Genomic DNA, 20,007 nt, shown 5'->3' with positions numbered 1-20,007 from the left:
GGTAGGGTGGCTGCGGTGGACAGTCCGTATTCCGAGACCTCGTTGCGTGCGCTCGCCGATCGGGTGCGCGCGCACGCCGACGGTCGCCGGTATCTGCTCGGTATCGCTGGGCCACCGGGCGCGGGGAAGTCCACCCTGTCGGTCCGGCTTCGGGATGCGCTCAATGCCGAGTCGCCGATCGCCGAGATCGCGCCGATGGATGGCTTCCACCTGACCAACGAGGTGTTGCGCGCCGCGGGAAGCCTTGCCCGCAAAGGTGAACCGGACACCTTCGACACCGCGGCCTATCTCGACAATCTCCGCAGGCTCCGGGACACTCCGCTCGGCGAACCGGTGCCGTGGCCGATCTTCGATCGCACCGTGCATGATCCGATCCCGGCGGGCATTGTCTTCGATCGGCAGCTGATCGCGATCACCGAGGGGAACTACCTGTTGCTGGACGATGTCGGGGACCGGGCATGGTCGGCGGTGCGCAAGCTGCTCGACGAATGCTGGTACCTGGACGCGCCGCGTGAGCTGATCGAGGATCGCTTGCTGCGCAGACACATTCGCGGCGGCCGCACGCCCGAGGCCGCTGCCGCGAAGGTACACGACAGCGATCTGCGCAACGCCGATCTGATCGCCGCCACAAAGGACCGCGCCGATCTGGTGCTACGCCAGACTGCCGGACGCTACGAGGTCGCGTTCCGGCACTGATCCGGCGGGAGCCCTACTTCTTGGCGCGATACCAGTGAATCAGCGCATCGGTAGACGAGTCCCCTTGCGGCTCAGGCGATTCCGTGGAAGTGAGCGAGGGTGCGAGCGCCAGTGCCTGCTGCTTGCCCAGCTCCACACCCCACTGGTCGAAGCTGTCGATGCCCCAGATGGTGCCTTCGACGAAGACCTGGTGTTCGTAGAGGGCGATCAATTGGCCGACCACCGACGGGGTGAGCTGCGGCGCGAGAATGGTGGTGCTCGGCCGGTTGCCCGGCATCACCTTGTGCGGCACCACCTTCGGGTCGGTGCCCTCGGCGGCGATCTCGTCCGCGGTCTTGCCGAACGCGAGCACCTTGGTCTGCGCGAACATGTTGCTCATCAGGATGTCGTGCATGCTGCCGGTGCCGTCGCGGGTGGGCAGATCGTCGGTGGGGCGGGCGAATCCGATGAAATCGGCCGGAATGAGACGGGTGCCCTGGTGCAGCAGTTGATAAAACGCGTGCTGGCCATTGGTTCCCGGCTCGCCCCAGAAGATTTCGCCGGTGGCGGTGGTGACCGGGGTGCCGTCGGCGCGCACCGACTTGCCGTTCGACTCCATCGTGAGCTGCTGTAGATAGGCGGGGAAACGGGCCAGGTCGTTCGAATAGGGCAGCACCGCACGGGATTCCGCGCCGAAGAAGTTCGAATACCAGACGCCGAGCAGGCCGAGCAGCACCGGTGCGTTCGCCTCGAGCGGCGCGTTGACGAAATGCTCGTCCATGGCGTGCATGCCCGCGAGGAACTCGGCGAAGCGTTCCTTGCCGATAGTGGCCATCACCGAGAGGCCGATCGCGGAATCCACCGAATAGCGGCCGCCGACCCAGTCCCAGAAGCCGAACATATTGGCGGTGTCGATGCCGAACTCCGCCACCTTCTCCGCATTGGTCGAGACGGCGACGAAATGCTTGGCGACGGCGTCCTCGCCGAGTGCCGCCACCAGCCAACGCCGGGCTGCGGTCGCGTTGGTCAGCGTCTCCAGCGTGGAGAAGGTCTTGGAGGCGACGATGAACAGCGTTGTGGCCGGGTCGAGTCCGTCGAGTTTCGCCACCAGATCCGCCGGATCGACATTGGAGACGAACCGGGCGCCGATTCCGGCGTCGGCGTAATGCCGCAGCGCCTGGTGCACCATCACCGGCCCGAGATCGGACCCGCCGATGCCGATATTGACCACGGTGCTGATGCGTTCGCCGGTGGCGCCGCGCCATTCGCCAGAGCGCACCGCGTCGGTGAACTCACCCATCCGCCGCAGCACCTCGTGTACCTCGGTGCCCGCGTCGGCGCCATCGACGGTCAGCGACCGACCCTCGGGCAAGCGCAATGCGATGTGCGCGACCGCGCGATCCTCCGAGGTGTTGATGTGCTCGCCGCGGAACATCGCGTCGCGACGCTCGGCCACCTTCGCCTCGCGCGCCAATTCGACGAGCAGGTGCAGGGTTTCCCGCGTGACGCGGTGCTTGCTGTAGTCGATGTGCAGGTCCGCCACGTCGACGGTCATCGCACGGCCGCGCGACTCATCGTCGGCGAAGAGGTCGCGCAGGTGCCGCCCCGCGATCCCGTCGAAGTGTTCGTGCAGTTTCCGCCAGGCCGCCGTCGCGGTGATGTCGCTGCTCACGTCCGCCGAGGTTACTCACCGCTCCAAGCGCGCGCACGGCAAACACCCCGGAGCGTCGATTCAGGCCGGTGGGGACCCGGCCGGATCCTGGCGCCCGCCTATGCGCGCCTTCGCATCCACTCCAATCATGCGCGGTCCGATGACGGCCCGCGTCCGGCTGCGCGGATTAGGCTTGGTTCATGGTGTCCGAACGCGAACTTCTCGAATCCGTCCCGACGCAGCTGTGGATCGGCGGGCCCGTTGCCGCCACGGGCGGCGGCACCTTCGCGGTGCACAATCCGGCGAACGGGGAGGTGCTGACGCGGGTCGCCGACGCCACGCCCGAGGACGCGGTGCGGGCGTTGGACGCCGCCGTCGCGGTGCAGGCGGAGTGGGCCGCGCGGCCGTCCCGGGAGCGCGGCGAGATCCTGCGCGCGGTCTTCGAGCAGATCACCGCCCGGGCCGAGGAATTCGCGCTGCTGATGACCCTGGAAATGGGCAAGGCGCTGCCGGAGAGCCGCAATGAGGTCAAGTACGGCGCGGAGTTCTTCCGGTGGTTCAGCGAGGAAGCTGTGCGGGTGCACGGGCGCTACCTGCACGCGCCGTCCGGCACCGGCCGGATCATGGTGCACAAGCAGCCGGTCGGGCCCTGTCTGGCGATCACGCCGTGGAACTTCCCGCTGGCCATGGGTACCCGCAAGATCGGTCCCGCGCTGGCCGCGGGCTGCACCATGATCGTCAAGCCCGCCTCGGCGACACCGCTGACCATGCTGCTGCTCGCCAAGCTGTGCAGCGAGGCCGGGCTGCCGGACGGGGTGCTCTCGGTGATCACCTCGAGCCGGTCCGGCGCCGTGACCCAGCCGCTGCTCGACGATCCGCGGCTGCGCAAGCTGACCTTCACCGGCTCCACCGAGGTGGGCAAGAAGCTGGTGGAGAAGTCGGCGAACGGACTGCTGCGCACCTCGATGGAGCTCGGCGGCAACGCGCCGTTCGTGGTGTTCGACGACGCGGACATCGACGCGGCCGTGCAGGGCGCGATGCTGGCGAAGCTGCGCAACGGCGGCGAGGCGTGCACCGCGGCCAACCGCTTCCACGTCCAGCGGGGCGTGCTCGAGGAGTTCACCGGCAAGTTCGTCGAGGCGATGGCGTCCAGCGTGACCCTCGGGCCGGGCACCGACCCGAACACCACCCTCGGCCCGCTGATCAATGAGGAACAGCTCGACACGGTCAGCGAGCTCGTCGAGGACGCCGTCGCGGCCGGCGCTCAGGTCCGGCTGGGTGGCAAAGCGCCCGGCGGGCCCGGCTGGTTCTATCCCGCCACCATCCTCAGCGACGTCCCGCCGCAGGCCAGGATTCTGCGTGAGGAGGTTTTCGGGCCGGTTGCCCCGATTGTCGGCTTCGACACCGAGGAGCAGGGCCTCGCCGCGGCGAACGACACCGAATTCGGCCTGGTCAGCTACGTCTACACCGCTGATCTGGACCGCGCCCTGCGGGTCGCCGAGGGCTTGGAGTCCGGCATGGTCGGCGTCAATCGCGGCGTAATCTCCGACCCGGCAGCACCTTTCGGCGGTGTGAAGGCCTCCGGCTTCGGCCGCGAGGGCGGCACCGAGGGCATCGAGGAGTACCTCTCCACCAAGTACATCGCGCTCAGCTGAGCGCGGACGGAGACGAAACGACCGCCCCGGGGTGATATACACCCGGGGCGGCCTTGGGGATGCGGTTGTCGTGCTTTTGCCGCATGGGTTCAGGGCCGCGTTCAGCGGCCGGTGGGACCAGCCGAGGTCAGTGGCCGAGGCGGCCGCGGCCGAGGCGCAGCAGGAGCATCGCGAGGGTGTGGCCTTCCTGGCCCAGTTCGCTGAATCGCTCCAGCACCTTCATTTCCCGATTGTGGACGAGGCGGGGCCCGCCGGACGCCATCCGCGTCCGGCCGATGATCCGGGAGATCTCCGTGCGGCGCTTGATGGCGGCGAGGATCTCGGCATCGAGGTGATCGATCTCCTTGCGGAGCTTGTCGATCTCCGCGTCGCTCTGCGGCAGCGCCGAATCGGACCCGGTCGTCGTTGCGGGGGTGCTCATCATTCATCTCCTCGTGTCAGAACATGGATCGGCGGGTGAGCCCGGCTCGTTACCGATCGGTTCTTTCACCGTGAAACAGCCCTGGTAGGGCCTTCGAATTGTCCCCCCAGGATGGTGCGCTCAGATACCAGCGCCGCGATCACGATATCCGGTCGGTAACCGAAACGGATGTATCGCGTGGGCACTCATCATGTCGCCAGTCTGCCACGGGCCGGTAGGTATGCAAAACGATTCGTTTTGTGAATCTGCTGAGAAGACGGACCCGGATTCAGCGCGGCCGCTGCCCGCTGAGTTCACTCTCCGTTCGCTGTCGCGGTACCGAACCGAGCGCGGGACAACCCGGGGCTTCATCTCTGTCGGTGCGCGCCGGTAGCGTGGATGGGCGATGGACATCACGGTGGCTCCCAAGACGCAGGCCGGTCGCGCCCGGCAACCGGATTCGATACATCAACCGCAGGTCACCGGTGGTAACGCCGAGGAAGCGGTGTCGGCTGTGGAGGAGGTGCGAGCGGTGCCGGAAACCCAGCGGGCCGCTGTTCCCGAACCACCGCCGTCGGCCGCCGAACAGGAACAGCGGCGTGTCGAACGGGAGAAGCGGCGCGCCGAGGAGGCCGAGCACCTGCTCGACGGCCTCAATCCGCAGCAACGCGCCGCCGTCGTACACAGTGGCGCACCCCTGTTGATCGTGGCGGGCGCTGGTTCCGGCAAGACCGCCGTGCTCACCCGGCGCATCGCCTACCTGCTGGCCGCCCGCGGCGTGACCCCCGGCCAGGTGCTCGCGATCACCTTCACCAACAAGGCTGCTGCGGAGATGCGGGAGCGAGTAATAGGACTGGTCGGTCCGCGTGCGAACAACATGTGGGTGTCCACGTTCCACTCCAGTTGTGTCCGCATCCTGCGCATGCAAGCGGCCCTGCTGCCGGGCTTGAATTCGAATTTCTCCATCTACGATGCCGATGATTCGCGGCGACTGCTCACCATGATCAGTCGCGACTTCGACATCGATACCAAGAAATACACCGCGCGACTCCTGTCGACCGCGATCTCCAATCTGAAGAACGAGCTGATCGGGCCGCAACAGGCGAGCGCGGATGCCGAGTCGGACGAAACCGAACTGCCCGGCTTGGTCGCCCGCGTCTACGCCGAATATCAACGGCGCTTGCGCGCGGCGAACGCGCTGGATTTCGACGATCTGATCGGCGAGACGGTGGCGCTGCTGCAGAATCACCCGCAGGTCGCCGAGTACTACCGGCGCCGGTTCCGGCATGTGCTCGTCGACGAATACCAGGACACCAACCACGCCCAGTACATCCTGGTGCGCGAGTTGGTCGGTCATCACCGGGAGGACCGCGGCGAGGATCAGGCGCCGCCCAGCGAGCTGTGCGTGGTCGGTGACGCGGATCAGTCCATCTATGCCTTCCGCGGCGCGACCATCCGCAATATCGAGGAGTTCGAGCGCGACTTCCCGGACGCGGAAACCATCCTGCTGGAGCAGAACTACCGCTCCACCCAGCACATCCTGTCCGCCGCCAACGCGGTGATCTCGCGCAACGAGAACCGGCGCGACAAGAAGTTGTGGACCGATTCCGGCGAGGGTGACCTGATCACCGGTTACGTCGCCGACAACGAGCACGACGAGGCCGCGTTCGTGGCGCGCGAGATCGATCGGCTGGTCGATCAGGGCGAGGCGAACTACGGCGATGTCGCGGTGTTCTACCGGACCAACAACAACTCCCGTGCGCTGGAAGAGATCTTCATCCGGATGGGCTTGCCGTACAAGGTGGTCGGCGGCGTCCGGTTCTACGAGCGCAAGGAGGTGCGCGACATCGTCGCCTACCTGCGGGTGCTGGAGAACCCCGAGGACGCGGTGAGCGTGCGCCGGATCCTGAACACCCCGCGCCGTGGCATCGGCGATCGGGCCGAGGCCTGCGTCGCGGTGCACGCCGATCAGCGGGGCATCGGTTTCGCCGCCGCGCTGCGCGACGCGGCCGACGGCAAAGTCGCCCTGCTGAATACGCGGGCGCAGCGGGCGATCGCCGGATTCCTCGATCTGCTGGAAGAGATCAGGGCGGCGGGTGTGCAGGAGGACCTCGACTTCCCGGATGTCGGCAATGTCGTCGAAGCGGTGCTGGAGCGCACCGGCTATCGTGCCGAGTTGGAGGCCTCCGACGACCCGCAGGACGGCGCCCGGCTGGACAACCTCAACGAACTGGTGAGCGTCGCACGGGAATTCAGTTCCGAGGCGCACAACAACGCGGAGGCGGCCCGGCAGGAGGGGCTGCTGCCGGAGGTGGGCGAGGGCGAACCGGACCCGGGGTCGCTCGCCGCGTTCCTGGAGCGGGTCTCGCTGGTGGCCGATACCGACCAGATCCCGGATGAGGGCGCCGGTGTGGTCACGATGATGACCTTGCACACCGCCAAGGGGCTCGAGTTCCCGGTGGTGTTCGTGACCGGCTGGGAGGACGGCCAGTTCCCGCACATGCGGGCGCTCGGCGATCCGGCCGAGCTGGCCGAGGAACGCCGGCTCGCCTATGTCGGGATCACCCGGGCCAGGAAGCGGCTGTACCTGACCCGCGCGGTGGTCCGCTCCGGCTGGGGTCAGCCGGTCACCAACCCGGAATCACGTTTCCTGCAGGAGATTCCGGATCACCTGATCGATTGGCGGCGGCTGGAACCGGCCGGTTCCGCCGCGACGCGGGGCATCCGCCGCCGGGGTGACGACGACCGGATGGAACGCGACTGGACCCGTGGCGACGGCTGGTCCGAACAGCGACCCGGGGTCCGCGCGGACCGAGGGCCGCGTCGGCCCGCCCCTGGTGCCGCTGCCCGCAACAATGCGAATCTCGTTCTCGCCGTGGGCGATCGGGTCAGCGACGACAAGTACGGCCTCGGTAAGGTGATCGCCGCGGAGGGTTTCGGCCCGCTGGCCACGGTGACCATCGACTTCGGCACCGCGGGCAAGATCCGGCTCATCCCGCAGTACAGCCGCACCTTGGTCAAGCTCTGAGCAGTCGCCGAAGGCCGTTCGGCGGGGCCGTTCGACCCTGCCGAGCGGCCGATCCGCATCGGTAAGGTCCACCCATGGACACGATCGCGCAGCACATCCTGTGGTTGTTTCCGATGCTTTGGCTGGGCATGGTGCTGGCGATCTCGTTCCTGGAAGCACCACTGAAGTTCCGCGCGCCGGGGGTAACCCTGGCGCTCGGACTCGGAATCGGCCGGTTGGTGTTTCGCGCCTTGAATATCGCCGAGACCGTGCTGGCCGGTGCGCTGGCAGTGGCCACCCTCGTCGTCGTGCCCGCCGCGGGCACCTGGGGGTGGCTGGCCGCCGCCGTGGCGGTGCTCGCGGCACAACTTCTGCTGGTGCGGCCACCGCTGACCCGACGCGCCGATCGCGTGCTTGCCGGGGAAGAGCTGCCGCGGTCGCACGCCCACTTCTGGTACATCGGCCTGGAAGTGGTCAAGGTGGTGGCGCTGATCGGATTGGCGATCGCCGCTGCTCCCTAGCGGTGGTTCCGCGCTCAGCTGGGCAACAGGTCGGTGAGAGCTTCGTCCAGGGTGGGGTAGCGGAAGGTGAAGCCGCTCTGGCGCAGCACTTCCGAGGTTGCGTGGCGGCCGGTGAGACCTAGTGCCGAATCGGAGCGGAGGAGGACCGCGCCGATCTTCAATAGCGTGACCGGGGTAGGGGGGGCCGGTGGGCGGCGCAGATGCCTGCGCAGGGCGGCCATCAGTTCCCGATTGCGGACCGGAAAGTCGGTGGCGGCCACCAAGACGCCGTCCGGCAACGTGACCGTCGGGTCGAGTCCGAGGGCGGCACGGACGATGGCCAGCCAGTCCTCGACGTGAATCCAGCTGAACCATTGGTCGCCCGGCCCGACGCGCCCGCCGAGACCCGCCTTGGTCAACTGGCCGAGGCGTTTCAGCGCCGGGGCTTGCGGATCCAGCACGATCGAGGTGCGCAGGATGGTCGAGTGTGTGGCATCGGCACCGTCGAACGCCCGCTCCCACGGTTCGGCCACGCCGGTCATCTGCGGCAGCCCGACCGGCAGCGGAGTTGTTTCGGTGCACCGGGTTTCGCCCGCATCAGACCAGATCGCGGTGGTGCTAGCCTGCACCCAGTAGTCGATCGGCGCGTCGAGAGTAGCGGCCCCGTCCACCAGCGCCCGAGTGGAATCCACTCGACTGCGCCGCAATTCGTCGATATTGCGCTCGGTAGGCCGACAGTCGACCAGCTTGCCCGCCAAATTGACGATCGCCGTCGCCCCCGGATTGCACAGTGCGGCAACCCAATCGCCCACTGTCTTCCCGTCCCACTCGACCTGATCGAACGGCAGTCCCGCATCCCGTTTACGAGTGAGGATGGTCACCCGATGCCCACGGCAGGTCAGATCAGCGGCGATGTGCTTACCCAATGCGCCTGTGCCACCGGCGATTACCACGGTCAGTGCGGTAGCCCCCGGTTCGATCCCGGCCAGTCCGGCCAGCCGAGCGAAGCAGACCCGAGCGTCGGTCTCCAGCAGCGACCCGACCACCATCCTGGCGACCGATGCCGAGGGACCGCTGAACGTGAGCTGCTGGCTGATCTCGGTGCCCCCCTCGCGCGGCGTCAGCGTCCACGACAACCGCATCCGCCCCACCGGTTCCGGCTGCTCGATGGCCAGCACCCGCCCAGACACCAGCGTGCTGATAACGAACGGCGGCGCCGTCCGCCCATGCAGTGTTTCGAAAACCCGCCCCCTAGGCAGATAGTCACCCGTCGTACCCACCCCGACCGCCCCGTGCAGCCGCACCGACGTAACCGCCGGATTCCATTCCGGCCACCGTACCGGATCCGCCAGCACCCCCCACACGACTTCCGTTGGTAACGCAATGAACTGGGTGTACGTCGTCGTACGTGCCATACCCCCGACGCTAGCCCCCACCCACCCCCACCAGTACGTGCGCCTCATCACCCACCCACCCAATAACCAAGATCAACGGGACCAGAACCAAGGCCAACGGGACATGGTGGCGGCGACACGCCGATTTCCCCACCGTCACGTCCCGTTGATCATGAACCTCCGGCCCGGGACGCCGTAAGGCGTCCCTGCCCTTGCCCTTGACCAACCCTCCGGCCCCCAACCCGGCCCCGAACCCCGCCCCCTCAGTCCCGCTGAGGCCCCAAACTAATCCCCCGAGTAGCCAACCAAGGCACCGGATCAATCTTGTCCGACCCGTTCAACCAAACCTCGAAGTGGCAGTGCGGCCCGGTAGAGAACCCCCGGTTTCCGATAGTGGCGATCTGATCCCCCGCCATCACCCGCTGCCCCTGGGACACCGTGGCGGTGTCGATATGTCCGTAAACGGTGACCGTGCCATCGTCGTGCAGCAGCCGAACCCACATACCGAACCCCGCCGCGGGGCCCGCTTCGATGACGGTGCCGTCGGCGACCGCGACGATCGGGGTGCCGATCGGTCCGGCGATGTCGATACCGAGATGCTGTACGCCCCAGCGGGCGCCGAAGCCGGAGGTGAAGTTACCCGCGGCGAACTTGGCGAAGAGGGGACGTAACTTCGCGGCTTCCGCTTCGGCAAGATCCTGCGCGTACTTCTGGCCTTTTTGCAGAATGTCGTTGAAATCGCCGAGATGGGTCGGTCCCGAGACGTTGAGCAGTTGGGGCGACTCCGGCGAAGCGTTGGGGTCGGCCAGGCTGACGGACTGCGCGGCGATCTCGTGGATCTGCCCGGCCGCCTGGTAGTCGACGGACTGCGCGGGCTGGTCGGGCGAGGCGAGCGCGGCCTGTCCCGCGGCGACGACAGCGCCCGCGGCCACCGCGGCGACCGCGGCGCGCCCCTTGAGGGCGGCGGGCGGTGCGGGCAGCCGGTGTGCGCCACCGCGTTTGGTGGCGCTGCGGCCGGGGATCACGCTCGGCGTGGCCGGCGTGTCGGACTCGGCGTCGGATGCCCAGGACTCTTCCGGAGCCCAGCAGCCGTCCTCGGGTGCCCGGTATTCGTTCGCGGGTGTCCGGTACTGCTCGTCGGCCCAGGCGTCGCCCGCGTTCCATGCGGCGCCGTCGGACCAGGAGCTCTGCTGCGACCAAGAGTCCTGCGGTGCCCACGAATCCTGCTGGGACCACGACTCGTTCGCGGTCCAGGAGTTGTCGGGGCCGTAGTACCCGTCGGCTTGACGCGCGTCACCGGCGGCGTGGAAGTAGTCGCCCTGCGGTGCGGCATCGGCATAGTCGGTGCGCGGCGCGGGGTTGTACTCAGCGGGCGGCGTGTTGTACAGCGAGTTCCGCTGCCGGTCCACCGAGGGGCCCGCGGGCCTGCCGTGCGAAGCCTGGGCGCCGAGGGCGTCGTCATCGTTGCGATAACGATGTCCGGACCGAGCGCGATTTTCAGGAATAAGGGCGGAGCGATGGTTCATCGGCGGTGCCACATCATGGAGCGAGAGATGTTCGCGGGGCCGAGGTGCCTGCTGATCAGCGGCGTCGACGGGTCGTTTGCGGAACGGCTCTCCGTCTGCGGAGTGCTGTGCTGCATCAAGCTTGCCGTCCTCCTAGTCGTGACCGTGCTGTGACATCGACCGCAATGACGGTAACGAAACGATTGCGGGTCCCGCAAGCGCTGCGGCCGTTCTGTCCGAACATGTGAGATTGATCACGGTAACACCACGGAATATCTTTCTGTGCATTGGGCACCCGCGCCCGGCGGAACGACGACGATTTGTAGTAGATCCAGCCGTGCTCCCGGGTTCGGCGGCTCTACCTGGCGCGGTGTCAACAACCTACTCGCGAGTAGCGATGGCCAGCGGTTATTCCGCGCCGCGCACGAGCCCGTGACCTGCGCCACTTAGGATGAACGTGGCCGATTGGCCGTCCATGTGACTGATTAGAGTCCGACCCGACCCGCTTCCGACGTCGGGCCGCCAACAAAGACGTTGTCATCACAACGCAGACGAGACGGTGAGTACATGGATCTCTTCGAATATCAGGCGAAGGAGCTCTTCGTTAAGCACGGAGTGCCTTCGTCCGAGGGCCGCGTCACGGACACGGCCGAGGACGCCCGCGCCATCGCGGCGGAAATCGGCAAGCCGGTGATGGTCAAGGCTCAGGTGAAGGCCGGTGGCCGCGGCAAGGCGGGTGGCGTCAAGTACGCGGCCACCCCGGACGACGCGTTCACGCACGCGCAGAACATCCTCGGCCTGGATATCAAGGGCCACATCACCAAGAAGATCCTTGTCGCCGAAGCCAAGGACATCGCGGAGGAGTACTACATCTCCTTCCTGCTCGATCGGTCCAACCGCACCTACCTGGCCATGTGCTCGGTGGAAGGCGGCATGGAGATCGAAGAGGTCGCCGCGACCAAGCCGGAGCGCCTCGCCAAGGTCGCCGTCGACGCCGTCAAGGGTGTCGACCTCGCATTCGCCCGCTCGATCGCCGAGCAGGGCCACCTGCCCGCCGAGGTGCTCGACGCGGCCGCCGTGACGATCCAGAAGCTGTGGGAGGTGTTCGTCAAGGAGGACGCCACCCTGGTGGAGGTCAACCCGCTCGTACGCACCCCGCAGGACGAGATCCTCGCCCTCGACGGCAAGGTCACCCTCGACGAGAACGCCGAGTTCCGCCACGCGGACCACGAGGCCTTCGCGGACAAGGACGCGACCGATCCCTTGGAGCTCAAGGCCAAGGAGAACGACCTCAACTACGTCAAGCTCGACGGTGAGGTCGGCATCATCGGCAACGGCGCCGGTCTGGTCATGTCGACCCTCGACGTGGTCGCCTACGCGGGCGAGAACCACGGCGGCGTCAAGCCCGCCAACTTCCTCGACATCGGTGGCGGCGCCTCGGCCGAGGTGATGGCCGCCGGCCTCGACGTCATCCTGGGTGACTCGCAGGTCAAGAGCGTGTTCGTGAACGTCTTCGGTGGCATCACCGCCTGTGACGCGGTCGCCAACGGCATCGTCAAGGCGCTGGAGATCCTCGGCGCCGAGGCGAACAAGCCGCTGGTCGTCCGTCTCGACGGCAACAAGGTGGACGAGGGTCGCCAGATCCTCGCCGATGCCGCGCACCCGTTGATCACGCTTGCGCAGACAATGGACGAAGGCGCCGACAAGGCCGCCGAACTGGCAGCGGCCAAGTAAGGAATCCGGAAATGTCTATCTTCCTTAACAAGGACTCGAAAGTTATCGTCCAGGGCATCACCGGCGGCGAGGGCACCAAGCACACCGCGCTGATGCTCAAGGCGGGCACTCAGGTCGTCGGCGGCGTCAACGCGCGCAAGGCGGGCACCACCGTCGCGCACACCGACAAGGACGGCAACGCGGTCGAGCTGCCGGTGTACGGCACCGTCGCCGAGGCCATCAAGGAAACCGGCGCCGATGTCTCCATCGCGTTCGTGCCGCCGAAGTTCGCCAAGGACGCCATCATCGAGGCGATCGACGCGGAGATCCCGCTGCTCGTGGTCATCACCGAGGGCATCCCGGTGCAGGACACCGCGTTCGCGTGGGCCTACAACGTGGAGAAGGGCAACAAGACCCGGATCATCGGCCCGAACTGCCCCGGCATCATCACCCCCGGCGAGGCGCTGGTCGGCATCACCCCGGCCAACATCACCGGCAAGGGCCCGGTCGGCCTGGTGTCGAAGTCCGGCACGCTGACCTACCAGATGATGTACGAGCTGCGCGATTTCGGCTTCTCCACCGCCATCGGCATCGGCGGCGACCCGGTCATCGGCACCACCCACATCGACGCCATCGAGGCGTTCGAAAAGGACCCGGAGACCAAGCTGATCGTGATGATCGGTGAGATCGGTGGCGACGCCGAGGAGCGGGCCGCGGCCTACATCAAGGCCAACGTCACCAAGCCGGTCGTCGGCTACGTCGCGGGCTTCACCGCGCCCGAGGGCAAGACCATGGGCCACGCGGGCGCCATCGTCTCCGGCTCGGCGGGCACCGCCCAGGCGAAGAAGGACGCGCTGGAGGCCGCGGGCGTGAAGGTCGGCAAGACGCCGTCCGAGACCGCCGCGCTGGCCCGCGAGATCCTGGAAAAGGCAAGCGTCACCGCCTGATTCAACAGTACGAACGAAGGCCGCCCACCGCATTCGGGGGCGGCCTTCGTCGTGCCGCGGACCGATCCGTTTGCCCCCGTGGAAGTCTCGCGGGCAAGCCGGTGTCCCGGGTAGCATGGCGACGGGGCGGCACCGGGGAATGCCCGGGGGAGAGCATTATTGGCCGCCCCTTTATCGGGAGGGATCGCATGATTACCAGAACTGTCTTCGCCATTGCCATCATCGCGGGGGTCGCCGCGGGGGCCGCGGGCACCGCAACCGCCGATCCGGTGCCACCGGCGCCGGTGGCGCAGGCAGGCCCCGCCCAGACGTCCGGCGACCAGGCTCCGATCGTCGCGGGCGCGTTCAAGGCCTAGCGTCCGCGCCTGGTCCGTTCGAACGAAGGCCGCCTCGGGTTTCGGGGCGGCCTTCGTCATGCGTGGTGGCGGGCTGCACTCGGTCATCGGGGCGGGCAGACGCGGGCATATCGGGCAGGGCATGCTTGACCCGTGGATGTGCTGGTGTTGGGTCCAGTGCAGGTGTTGGCCGACGGTGTGGCGGTGACCGTCGATCGGCCGCTGGAGCGGGCAGTGTTGGTGCGGTTGGCGTTGGCGAATCGCGTTCCGGTGCCGGATAGGCGACTGGCCGAGGAGCTATGGGGCGCCGAGGTCGAGCGACCGGTGCAGCGGTTGCGGGTGGTGGTGTCGCGACTGCGGGCGGCGCTCGGGCCGTTGGCCGAGGTCATCGGGCGGACCCCCGCGGGGTATCAGGCGAGGGTCTCCGCAACGGATCTGCTTGCGGCGGAGGCGGCGGCGCAGCGGCTGCATACGGCCCGGCGCACCGGTGATTACGCCGCCGTCGCGGCCGCGGCCAAGGCGGCGCTCGCGCTGTGGCGCGGGCCTGCGCTGGCCGATCTGCGCACCATCCCGTTCGCGGCCGCGGAAGGGGAGCGGCTCGATGATTGGCGGCTCTCGCTGACCGTCGCGGGGCTGGAGGCGAATCTCGAACTCGGCGCGGCAGGCGAGGTGGTGACCGAGCTGACCGGCCTGGTCGCGCGATATCCGATGCATGAGCCGCTGTCGTGCCTGCTGGCGCTGGCGTTGTACCGCACAGGGCGCCAGGCCGATGCACTGGAGCGGCTGGCGCGGTTGCGGCGGGCGCTGGCCGAGGAACTCGGCGTCGACCCGTCGCCGGATACGGCGTCGCTGGAACTTCGCATCCTGGAACATGATCCGTCACTCCAGGCCACCGCGTCTGCTGCCACCCCGGGCGGGACCGGGGCGCCGGGGACCGCGGCGACGGGTGGCGCGGCGGCCGGAGGCGCGTCATCCGAGGTGGACCTGGGAGATGCCACGTGGAGCTTCGACGTCGAACCGGGTGTGTCCGCGACCGAACCGGCTCCGCGGCCGGTGATTACCACTCCGTTGACGAGCTTCATCGGCCGCGGTCGCGAATTCAACACCCTCACCACGTCTTTGGTGGAGCCCGGGCTGACGACTGTGGTCGGCATCGCGGGCAGCGGAAAATCGCGCCTGGCTGCCGAAGTCGCGCATTCGATCGCCCGGTCCGGCAGACCCGTCGTACTCGTCGAACTGGCGCCGCTGGATCGCGCCGAGGACGTGCTGCCCACGATAGCGGCGGCCGTGGAGGCGGGTGGCCTGGCAGCGGCGGGGGCAATAGCTCCGACCGACCAGTTGCCCGGGATCACCGCCGCACTCGGGGGTGCCGCGGACGACCGCGAGCCAGCCCTGCTGGTCCTCGACAACGCGGAGCATGTGCTGGAATCCGTGACCGAATTCGTCAGGGCGGCAACTGAATTCACCGTCCTCGTTACCTCGCAGCGGCCGCTGGGTGTGCCGGGCGAGTCGGTGCATCCGCTGGGGCCGTTGGATCGCGGCGTCGCGGTGGCGTTGTTCATCGAGCGGGCCGGGCTGCACGGCTTGGTGACGGCAGCGGAGCGAGAACAACTGGTGGCGATCTGCGCGGCGGTGGACTGGCTGCCGCTGGGCATCGAGTTGGCCGCCGGTCTCACCAGGACATTGACGATTTCCCAACTGGCCCAACGGATCGACGACCGGGTCCGGCTGCTGGTCGGTGGTGCGCGCGGCGTCGCCGGTGGGCGGCACACCAGCTTGCGGGTCGCGCTCGACTGGAGTTATGAGCTCCTTGCGGAGCGGGAGCGGGCGGTACTGCGCAGGCTCGGAATCTTCGCGGGCGGGTTCACCCTGGAGGCGGCCGAGGCCGTGCTGCCGGACGGCGACCTCGAGCCGGGCGATGTCGCGCCGGCCATGGTGGACCTGGTCAACCGGAACCTGGTTGCCGTCCAGACCGACGGTGCGACAAGGCGATTCGTGCTCTTGGAGACGGTGCGCGACTACGCGCTGGCCCGGCTGGCCGAGGCGGACGAGACCGAGGCACTGCGTACCGCGCACCTGCGCTGGTGTCTGCGCCTGGTGCGCTCGATCGGCGCCTCCGACGATTTCGCCGCCGCCGAATCGGTGGCAGCGGTGTTCGCGGAATGGCCGAACATCCTGGCGGCTCTGGAACGCGCGCCCGGAACCTCGCGGCCGACAGATGGTTTGCGGCTGGCGATCGAAATGCATGTGCCCTGGCTGGCCCGGGCCCGGTTCCGCGAGGCGCAACGCCACTATGCGGCGCTGACTTCGATGGAGGGGATCGATATCGCCCCGCACGAGTTGGCGCAGGCGTTGAGTCACTACGGATTTCACACGTTGATGACCGGTGACCTGGAAGCCGCCGCCGAGCAGCTGGCGCGGGCGGGTGCGCTGGCCGAGCCGCTCGATGATGCGGAGCTCGCCCAGACCGTGCGTTACTACCAAGGGATCGTCGATATCGAACGGGGCAACCTGCCCGCGGCCGTCGCCCGGCTGCGCGCGGGGGAGCGGCTGGCCGCGCGCGACACCCAGGCCGCGTCGTTCGCCGACGCGCTCGGCACGGCATTGCTGTACTCCGGCGACGCCACCGAGGCACTCGCGGCCTACACCCGCTCCAGCAAGGTCGACGCGGCGCACGCGGACGAGCACGGCCTCTCCCGCGGACTGAGCAATCAGGCCAAGGCGCTGCTCGATCTCGGCCGGGTGGCCGAGGCGCTGGCCGCCGCCGAGGAGTCCGACCGGTACGCCCGCCGACTGGACGACCGGCAGATCCTGCCGTTGAACGACTTGACCCGTGCCGCAGCGGCTCTCGCGTCGGGGCAACTCGACGCGGCCGAGTCGTACTGTCGCGCCGCCCTCGGACAGGAGGAGGACGCGACCGGCCTCGCCCGCATCGACCTGGCCGACGTGTTGATCGCCAAGGGGGAAACCGCCGCGGCCGGCACCCTGCTCGATGAGATCTTCACGTCGTCGATCGGGGGTGTGCCGCGGCTGGCCGCGCGAGCGGTATCGGTGGCACTGCTGCGTGCGGAGGGCGACGAGAAGGCCCAATCGCTGCAAGAAGAGGTCCGCGGCGAGTTCGCGGCGGCGGGTTTCGGCTGGCGTCGCTACACCGACCGGCTGACCACCTTGTGAAATGCGGGTGACGCCGCGCTGAGACGCTGCCATCGGCGGTGCTAGCAGTCGGCAAACGGGTCGCGACCTGGGCTTGCGGCGCCGAGCGGGTCGTCCGGCCGGTTTGTTGAGGGTGACCTGGACGAGCGAGTGCAGTAGCGTCAGGAGGGATCCAGCAGTTGAAGACCACGTATGACTCGACCTAGGAGACGACGACATGTCATACCCGTCCGGGGGCTCCGGGTACAACACACCCGCGCCCTCCACACCATCCAGCATCGGTTCGACGGCCGGTGGTGCCAGTTCAGGTTCGAGCGCGTCCGGTGCGGAGGCCAAGGGTCTGCCGTTCTTCCTGGTGGTCGGTGTCGCGGCGCTCGGCGTGATCAACTTCCTGCTCGGTTTCGTGCCCTTCATCGGCAGCAAGCCCATCGACTTCGGCGGCGCCCGGGTGGCGAGCAGTGAGACCGCGAACCTGTTCGAGGCCTCCGGTGCCGCGCTGCTCGGCATTCTGCTGCTCGGCGGACTCCTCGCCGGTCTGTCGCTGCTGCCGAAGCAGAACTGGACGGGTGCGGCCGCGGCGGCCTCCGTCGCGGGTTTCCTCGCGCTGCTGCTGCACTCCTTCACCCTCGCCGACGGCATCGAGCTGGAGTGGGGCGCGTACGTCCTGCTCGTGCTCGCCTTCGCGCAGGCCGCGGTCGCGGTGGGTGCGGTGCTGTTCGAGTCGGGCATCGTGAAGGCGCCCGCGCCGCGGCCCGCCAACCAGCAAGCTTTCGGCCAGGGCGGCTACGGCCAGCAGCAGCCGTCGTCGTTCGGGCAGAGCCAGCCCGCGTTCAGTCAGAACCAGCCCGGCTACGGCCAAGGCCAGCCGGGGCAGCAGCCCTACGGCCAGCAGCCGCCCTACGGCCAGCAGCCCGGTTACGGTGCGGCGCAGGGGTCGCCGTACGGCCAGAGCCAGCCGAACCAGCCCGCGTACGGCCAGCCCGGCCAGCCCTACGGTCAGCAGCCCGCGTACGGTCAGCAGCCGCCGACCACCGCTTTCGGTGCGCCGCAGCAGGCTTCGCCGTACAGCTCGCCGAGCACGGCCCAGCCGCGCCAGGAGGAGGGTGCCACCCAGCACTTCGGCTCCGCCGCCCAGCCCGCGCAGCAGTCGCCGTACGGTTCGTCGAACTACGGTCAGTCCGGTCAGACCGGCGGCCAGCAGAGCGCTCAGCAGGGCCAGCCGTTCGGCGGCGAGCAGGGCGGCGACCCGTCCTCCGACGCCACCCAGGCGTTCCGCCCGTCCGAAGACAACAAGTAGCAGTCGTTCCCCCGGCGCGCGTTTCGCGGCGCGCCTGAGCCGCCCGCGCCGGGGAGCCTGCCACGCTGAATTGTCATGAGTGAGCGTCTGCGAGTGAATCAGGGACACAGCGCGCCCGCGTGCACGAAGCCGAGTGTCAGTGGGTCGCGGCCGTGAACGAGCGTCAGCGAGCGAACCGGAGAAACAGCGCGCTGCCGGGCACGGCGGAGCTGAGCGGTAGCGAGACGGAGTCGTGACCGGCTCCCGAAACTCCCTTGCACGCCGGACCGCCGGGTCCCGCGGTGTGTCGGAGCCGCCCGCCGACACCGAGGAAGCAGGATTTCTGTCACTGACACCCGAACGCGCCAGAGTCCTTGTCCTGGTCGCCGGGCGGCCGACGGCCTACGCGCTCACCGCCATCATCGTGCTGGCCCTCGCGACGTTGTTGACCTCCGGTAGCAACCTGGCCGGTACCTCGGGCGCGATCGCCGCGGGATGGCTTGGCGTGCACCAGGTTCCGCTGCTGATCGGGAAGACCTCGCTCGGCCTGCTGCCGCTGCTGCCGACCGCGCTCGTGGTCTGGCTGGCCGCCCGGGAATGTGCCCGCGCCGTCGAACCCGATTGCACGCGCGCCGATCTCGGCTGGATCGTCGGTGCCGCGCTCGGCGGGCCGCTCCTGATCACGGCGATCTGCCTCGCGGTCGCCGAGGACGCGTCCAGCGTCGTCGCGCTGCAACCACCGAACACCCTCGCCGCGTTCGCCTGGGTTGGCGGCCTGTACCTGCTCGCGGCGGTGAGCGGGATCGCGACCGAGAACCGGCGGCAGCTGTTCGCGCTGCTGCGCCTGCCGGAGTGGGCGATCTCGGGCGTGTACGGCGCGGGTCGTGCGGTGCTTCGGCTGCTCGGCTGCGCCGCCGCGCTCACCGTCGTCGCGTTCCTCGCGCACATCCCACGCGTCGGTGACACCTATCAGAGCGCGGGCAACGCCGCCGGGGTGATCGGGCTGACCCTGCTGTCGCTGGCTTACCTGCCGAACCTGGTGGTCCAGGCGGTTGGCGTGCTCGTCGGTTCGAGCGCGCAGGTCGGTGCCGCGTCGTTCGGGGTGTTTTCCGTTGCCGGCGGCCCGATTCCGGCCGTGCCGCTGATGGCCGCGGTGCCGACCGGACCGGCGGCGGGCTGGTGGCCCGTGCTGCTGCTGATTCCGGCCGCGATCGGCGTACTCGGCGGCCTCGACCTCGCCCGCACCTCGACCGATCGGGTCGGTGCGCCGTGGGCCACGCTCAGCTCGGCGGGACTGGCCACCGTCGCACTGCTGCTGCTCGGCGCGATCGCGGGCGGCGAGCTCGGTACGTTCGGCCGGATCGGACTCGACCTGCCGATCTTCGCCGCGGTCACCTTCGCCTGGCTGGCCATCCCCGGCTATGCCGGTCTGGCGTTCTCGCGCTGGTTCCTCGTCCCGGTCGGCGCGGCGCCCGCCGACTACGCCGACCCCTACGACGAGGACGACGACTACTACTACGCCGACGACGATTACTACACGGACGACGACTACACCGACGACGACTACGCCGAGAACGACTATTTCGAAGACGACTACGCCGACTACGACGGACCGGACCTGGAAGTCGAGCTGGACGGCGAACTCGTCGAGGAACAAACCGCGATCGGCACCGTGCGCGCCACCGGCCCGGATACCACACCTGACATCGTCGACGCCGAGGTGGTCGAGGCGGACCTGCCGGAAACTGACCGGGTCGACGGTCGTTAGGCTCTTACGCGGCGGAGCTCTCCCGTCC

The 20,007-nt window shown here is 68.5% G+C and carries 15 protein-coding genes; 11 read left to right on the top strand and 4 right to left on the bottom strand.

All coding sequences use genetic code 11. The features are described 5' to 3' along the window. The first annotated feature begins 15 nt into the window (after positions 1-15). The gene (locus ACFK0J_RS35745) at positions 16-696 is read left to right on the top strand and encodes a nucleoside/nucleotide kinase family protein (RefSeq protein ID WP_378734113.1); all 681 of its coding nucleotides are present in this window, start codon (positions 16-18) and stop codon (positions 694-696) included. Positions 697-709: 13 nt separating this feature from the next. Here the strand turns inward: ACFK0J_RS35745 and pgi are convergent, their stop codons facing one another. Then, entirely contained in the window at positions 710-2,347 is a 1,638-nt protein-coding gene (pgi, locus tag ACFK0J_RS35740) for a glucose-6-phosphate isomerase (RefSeq protein WP_378734112.1), read from the bottom strand. A 179-nt stretch (positions 2,348-2,526) separates the two neighbouring features. Here pgi and ACFK0J_RS35735 point away from each other — a divergent pair, with 179 nt between their 5' ends. After that, complete coding sequence (locus ACFK0J_RS35735) at positions 2,527-3,981, top strand: NAD-dependent succinate-semialdehyde dehydrogenase (protein WP_378734111.1); 1,455 nt, start codon at positions 2,527-2,529, stop codon at positions 3,979-3,981. Between the two features lie 127 nt (positions 3,982-4,108). Here ACFK0J_RS35735 and ACFK0J_RS35730 read toward each other — a convergent pair whose 3' ends face one another. Next, on the bottom strand, positions 4,109-4,402 hold the full coding sequence (locus ACFK0J_RS35730) for a chorismate mutase (RefSeq protein WP_218471746.1): 294 nt from the start codon (positions 4,400-4,402) through the stop codon (positions 4,109-4,111). A 385-nt stretch (positions 4,403-4,787) separates the two neighbouring features. Between ACFK0J_RS35730 and pcrA the strand changes: the two genes are divergently transcribed. Together pcrA and ACFK0J_RS35720 are read left to right on the top strand one after the other, a co-directional pair. Next, positions 4,788-7,409 carry a DNA helicase PcrA gene (gene pcrA, locus ACFK0J_RS35725; protein ID WP_378734110.1) on the top strand — a complete coding sequence of 874 codons (2,622 nt, stop codon included), beginning with the start codon at positions 4,788-4,790 and terminating at the stop codon, positions 7,407-7,409. A gap of 74 nt (positions 7,410-7,483) precedes the next feature. Continuing rightward, a complete protein-coding gene (locus ACFK0J_RS35720; RefSeq protein WP_378734109.1) occupies positions 7,484-7,909 on the top strand; it encodes a hypothetical protein in 426 nt (141 codons plus the stop codon). Positions 7,910-7,923: 14 nt separating this feature from the next. Here ACFK0J_RS35720 and ACFK0J_RS35715 read toward each other — a convergent pair whose 3' ends face one another. Further along, the gene (locus tag ACFK0J_RS35715; RefSeq protein ID WP_378734108.1) at positions 7,924-9,303 is read right to left on the bottom strand and encodes a DUF1731 domain-containing protein; all 1,380 of its coding nucleotides are present in this window, start codon (positions 9,301-9,303) and stop codon (positions 7,924-7,926) included. Positions 9,304-9,545: 242 nt separating this feature from the next. Beyond that, positions 9,546-10,808 (bottom strand): M23 family metallopeptidase, encoded by a 1,263-nt coding sequence (locus ACFK0J_RS35710; RefSeq protein ID WP_378734107.1) that lies wholly within the window; start codon positions 10,806-10,808, stop codon positions 9,546-9,548. 15 nt (positions 10,809-10,823) lie between these two features. Here ACFK0J_RS35710 and ACFK0J_RS35705 point away from each other — a divergent pair, with 15 nt between their 5' ends. The 7 genes from ACFK0J_RS35705 to ACFK0J_RS35675 all read left to right on the top strand — a co-directional run bounded on the left by ACFK0J_RS35705 (position 10,824) and on the right by ACFK0J_RS35675 (position 19,979). Then, positions 10,824-10,961, top strand: coding sequence for a hypothetical protein (locus ACFK0J_RS35705; RefSeq protein WP_378734106.1), 138 nt, complete (start codon positions 10,824-10,826; stop codon positions 10,959-10,961). Between the two features lie 393 nt (positions 10,962-11,354). Further along, positions 11,355-12,521 carry an ADP-forming succinate--CoA ligase subunit beta gene (gene sucC, locus ACFK0J_RS35700; RefSeq protein ID WP_218471741.1) on the top strand — a complete coding sequence of 389 codons (1,167 nt, stop codon included), beginning with the start codon at positions 11,355-11,357 and terminating at the stop codon, positions 12,519-12,521. A gap of 11 nt (positions 12,522-12,532) precedes the next feature. Then, entirely contained in the window at positions 12,533-13,447 is a 915-nt protein-coding gene (sucD, locus tag ACFK0J_RS35695; RefSeq protein WP_378734105.1) for a succinate--CoA ligase subunit alpha, read from the top strand. A 188-nt stretch (positions 13,448-13,635) separates the two neighbouring features. Then, a complete protein-coding gene (locus ACFK0J_RS35690) occupies positions 13,636-13,803 on the top strand; it encodes a hypothetical protein (protein ID WP_378734104.1) in 168 nt (55 codons plus the stop codon). A 132-nt stretch (positions 13,804-13,935) separates the two neighbouring features. Then, the gene (locus ACFK0J_RS35685; protein ID WP_378734103.1) at positions 13,936-16,956 is read left to right on the top strand and encodes a BTAD domain-containing putative transcriptional regulator; all 3,021 of its coding nucleotides are present in this window, start codon (positions 13,936-13,938) and stop codon (positions 16,954-16,956) included. A 196-nt stretch (positions 16,957-17,152) separates the two neighbouring features. Then, positions 17,153-18,232 (top strand): DUF5336 domain-containing protein, encoded by a 1,080-nt coding sequence (locus ACFK0J_RS35680; protein ID WP_378734102.1) that lies wholly within the window; start codon positions 17,153-17,155, stop codon positions 18,230-18,232. A gap of 232 nt (positions 18,233-18,464) precedes the next feature. Then, positions 18,465-19,979, top strand: a complete 1,515-nt coding sequence (locus ACFK0J_RS35675; RefSeq protein ID WP_378734101.1) for a DUF6350 family protein — start codon at positions 18,465-18,467, stop codon at positions 19,977-19,979. The last annotated feature ends 28 nt before the right edge of the window (positions 19,980-20,007 follow it).

Source organism: Nocardia brasiliensis (genome assembly GCF_042691675.1).
GTDB classification, from domain to species: domain Bacteria; phylum Actinomycetota; class Actinomycetes; order Mycobacteriales; family Mycobacteriaceae; genus Nocardia; species Nocardia brasiliensis_D.
This window is presented reverse-complemented; position numbering and strand designations above follow the sequence as displayed.

What these genes read in the sequence shown, in the direction of transcription:
- sucD (WP_378734105.1), top strand. Translation starts at nt 12,533, where the DNA reads ATGTCTATCTTCCTTAACAAGGACTCGAAAGTTATCGTCCAGGGCATC.
- ACFK0J_RS35705 (WP_378734106.1), top strand. Translation starts at nt 10,824, where the DNA reads ATGGAGCGAGAGATGTTCGCGGGGCCGAGGTGCCTGCTGATCAGCGGC.
- ACFK0J_RS35720 (WP_378734109.1), top strand. Translation starts at nt 7,484, where the DNA reads ATGGACACGATCGCGCAGCACATCCTGTGGTTGTTTCCGATGCTTTGG.
- ACFK0J_RS35710 (WP_378734107.1), bottom strand. Translation starts at nt 10,808, where the DNA reads ATGAACCATCGCTCCGCCCTTATTCCTGAAAATCGCGCTCGGTCCGGA.
- sucC (WP_218471741.1), top strand. Translation starts at nt 11,355, where the DNA reads ATGGATCTCTTCGAATATCAGGCGAAGGAGCTCTTCGTTAAGCACGGA.
- ACFK0J_RS35715 (WP_378734108.1), bottom strand. Translation starts at nt 9,303, where the DNA reads ATGGCACGTACGACGACGTACACCCAGTTCATTGCGTTACCAACGGAA.
- pcrA (WP_378734110.1), top strand. Translation starts at nt 4,788, where the DNA reads ATGGACATCACGGTGGCTCCCAAGACGCAGGCCGGTCGCGCCCGGCAA.
- ACFK0J_RS35680 (WP_378734102.1), top strand. Translation starts at nt 17,153, where the DNA reads ATGTCATACCCGTCCGGGGGCTCCGGGTACAACACACCCGCGCCCTCC.
- ACFK0J_RS35730 (WP_218471746.1), bottom strand. Translation starts at nt 4,402, where the DNA reads ATGAGCACCCCCGCAACGACGACCGGGTCCGATTCGGCGCTGCCGCAG.
- ACFK0J_RS35690 (WP_378734104.1), top strand. Translation starts at nt 13,636, where the DNA reads ATGATTACCAGAACTGTCTTCGCCATTGCCATCATCGCGGGGGTCGCC.
- ACFK0J_RS35735 (WP_378734111.1), top strand. Translation starts at nt 2,527, where the DNA reads ATGGTGTCCGAACGCGAACTTCTCGAATCCGTCCCGACGCAGCTGTGG.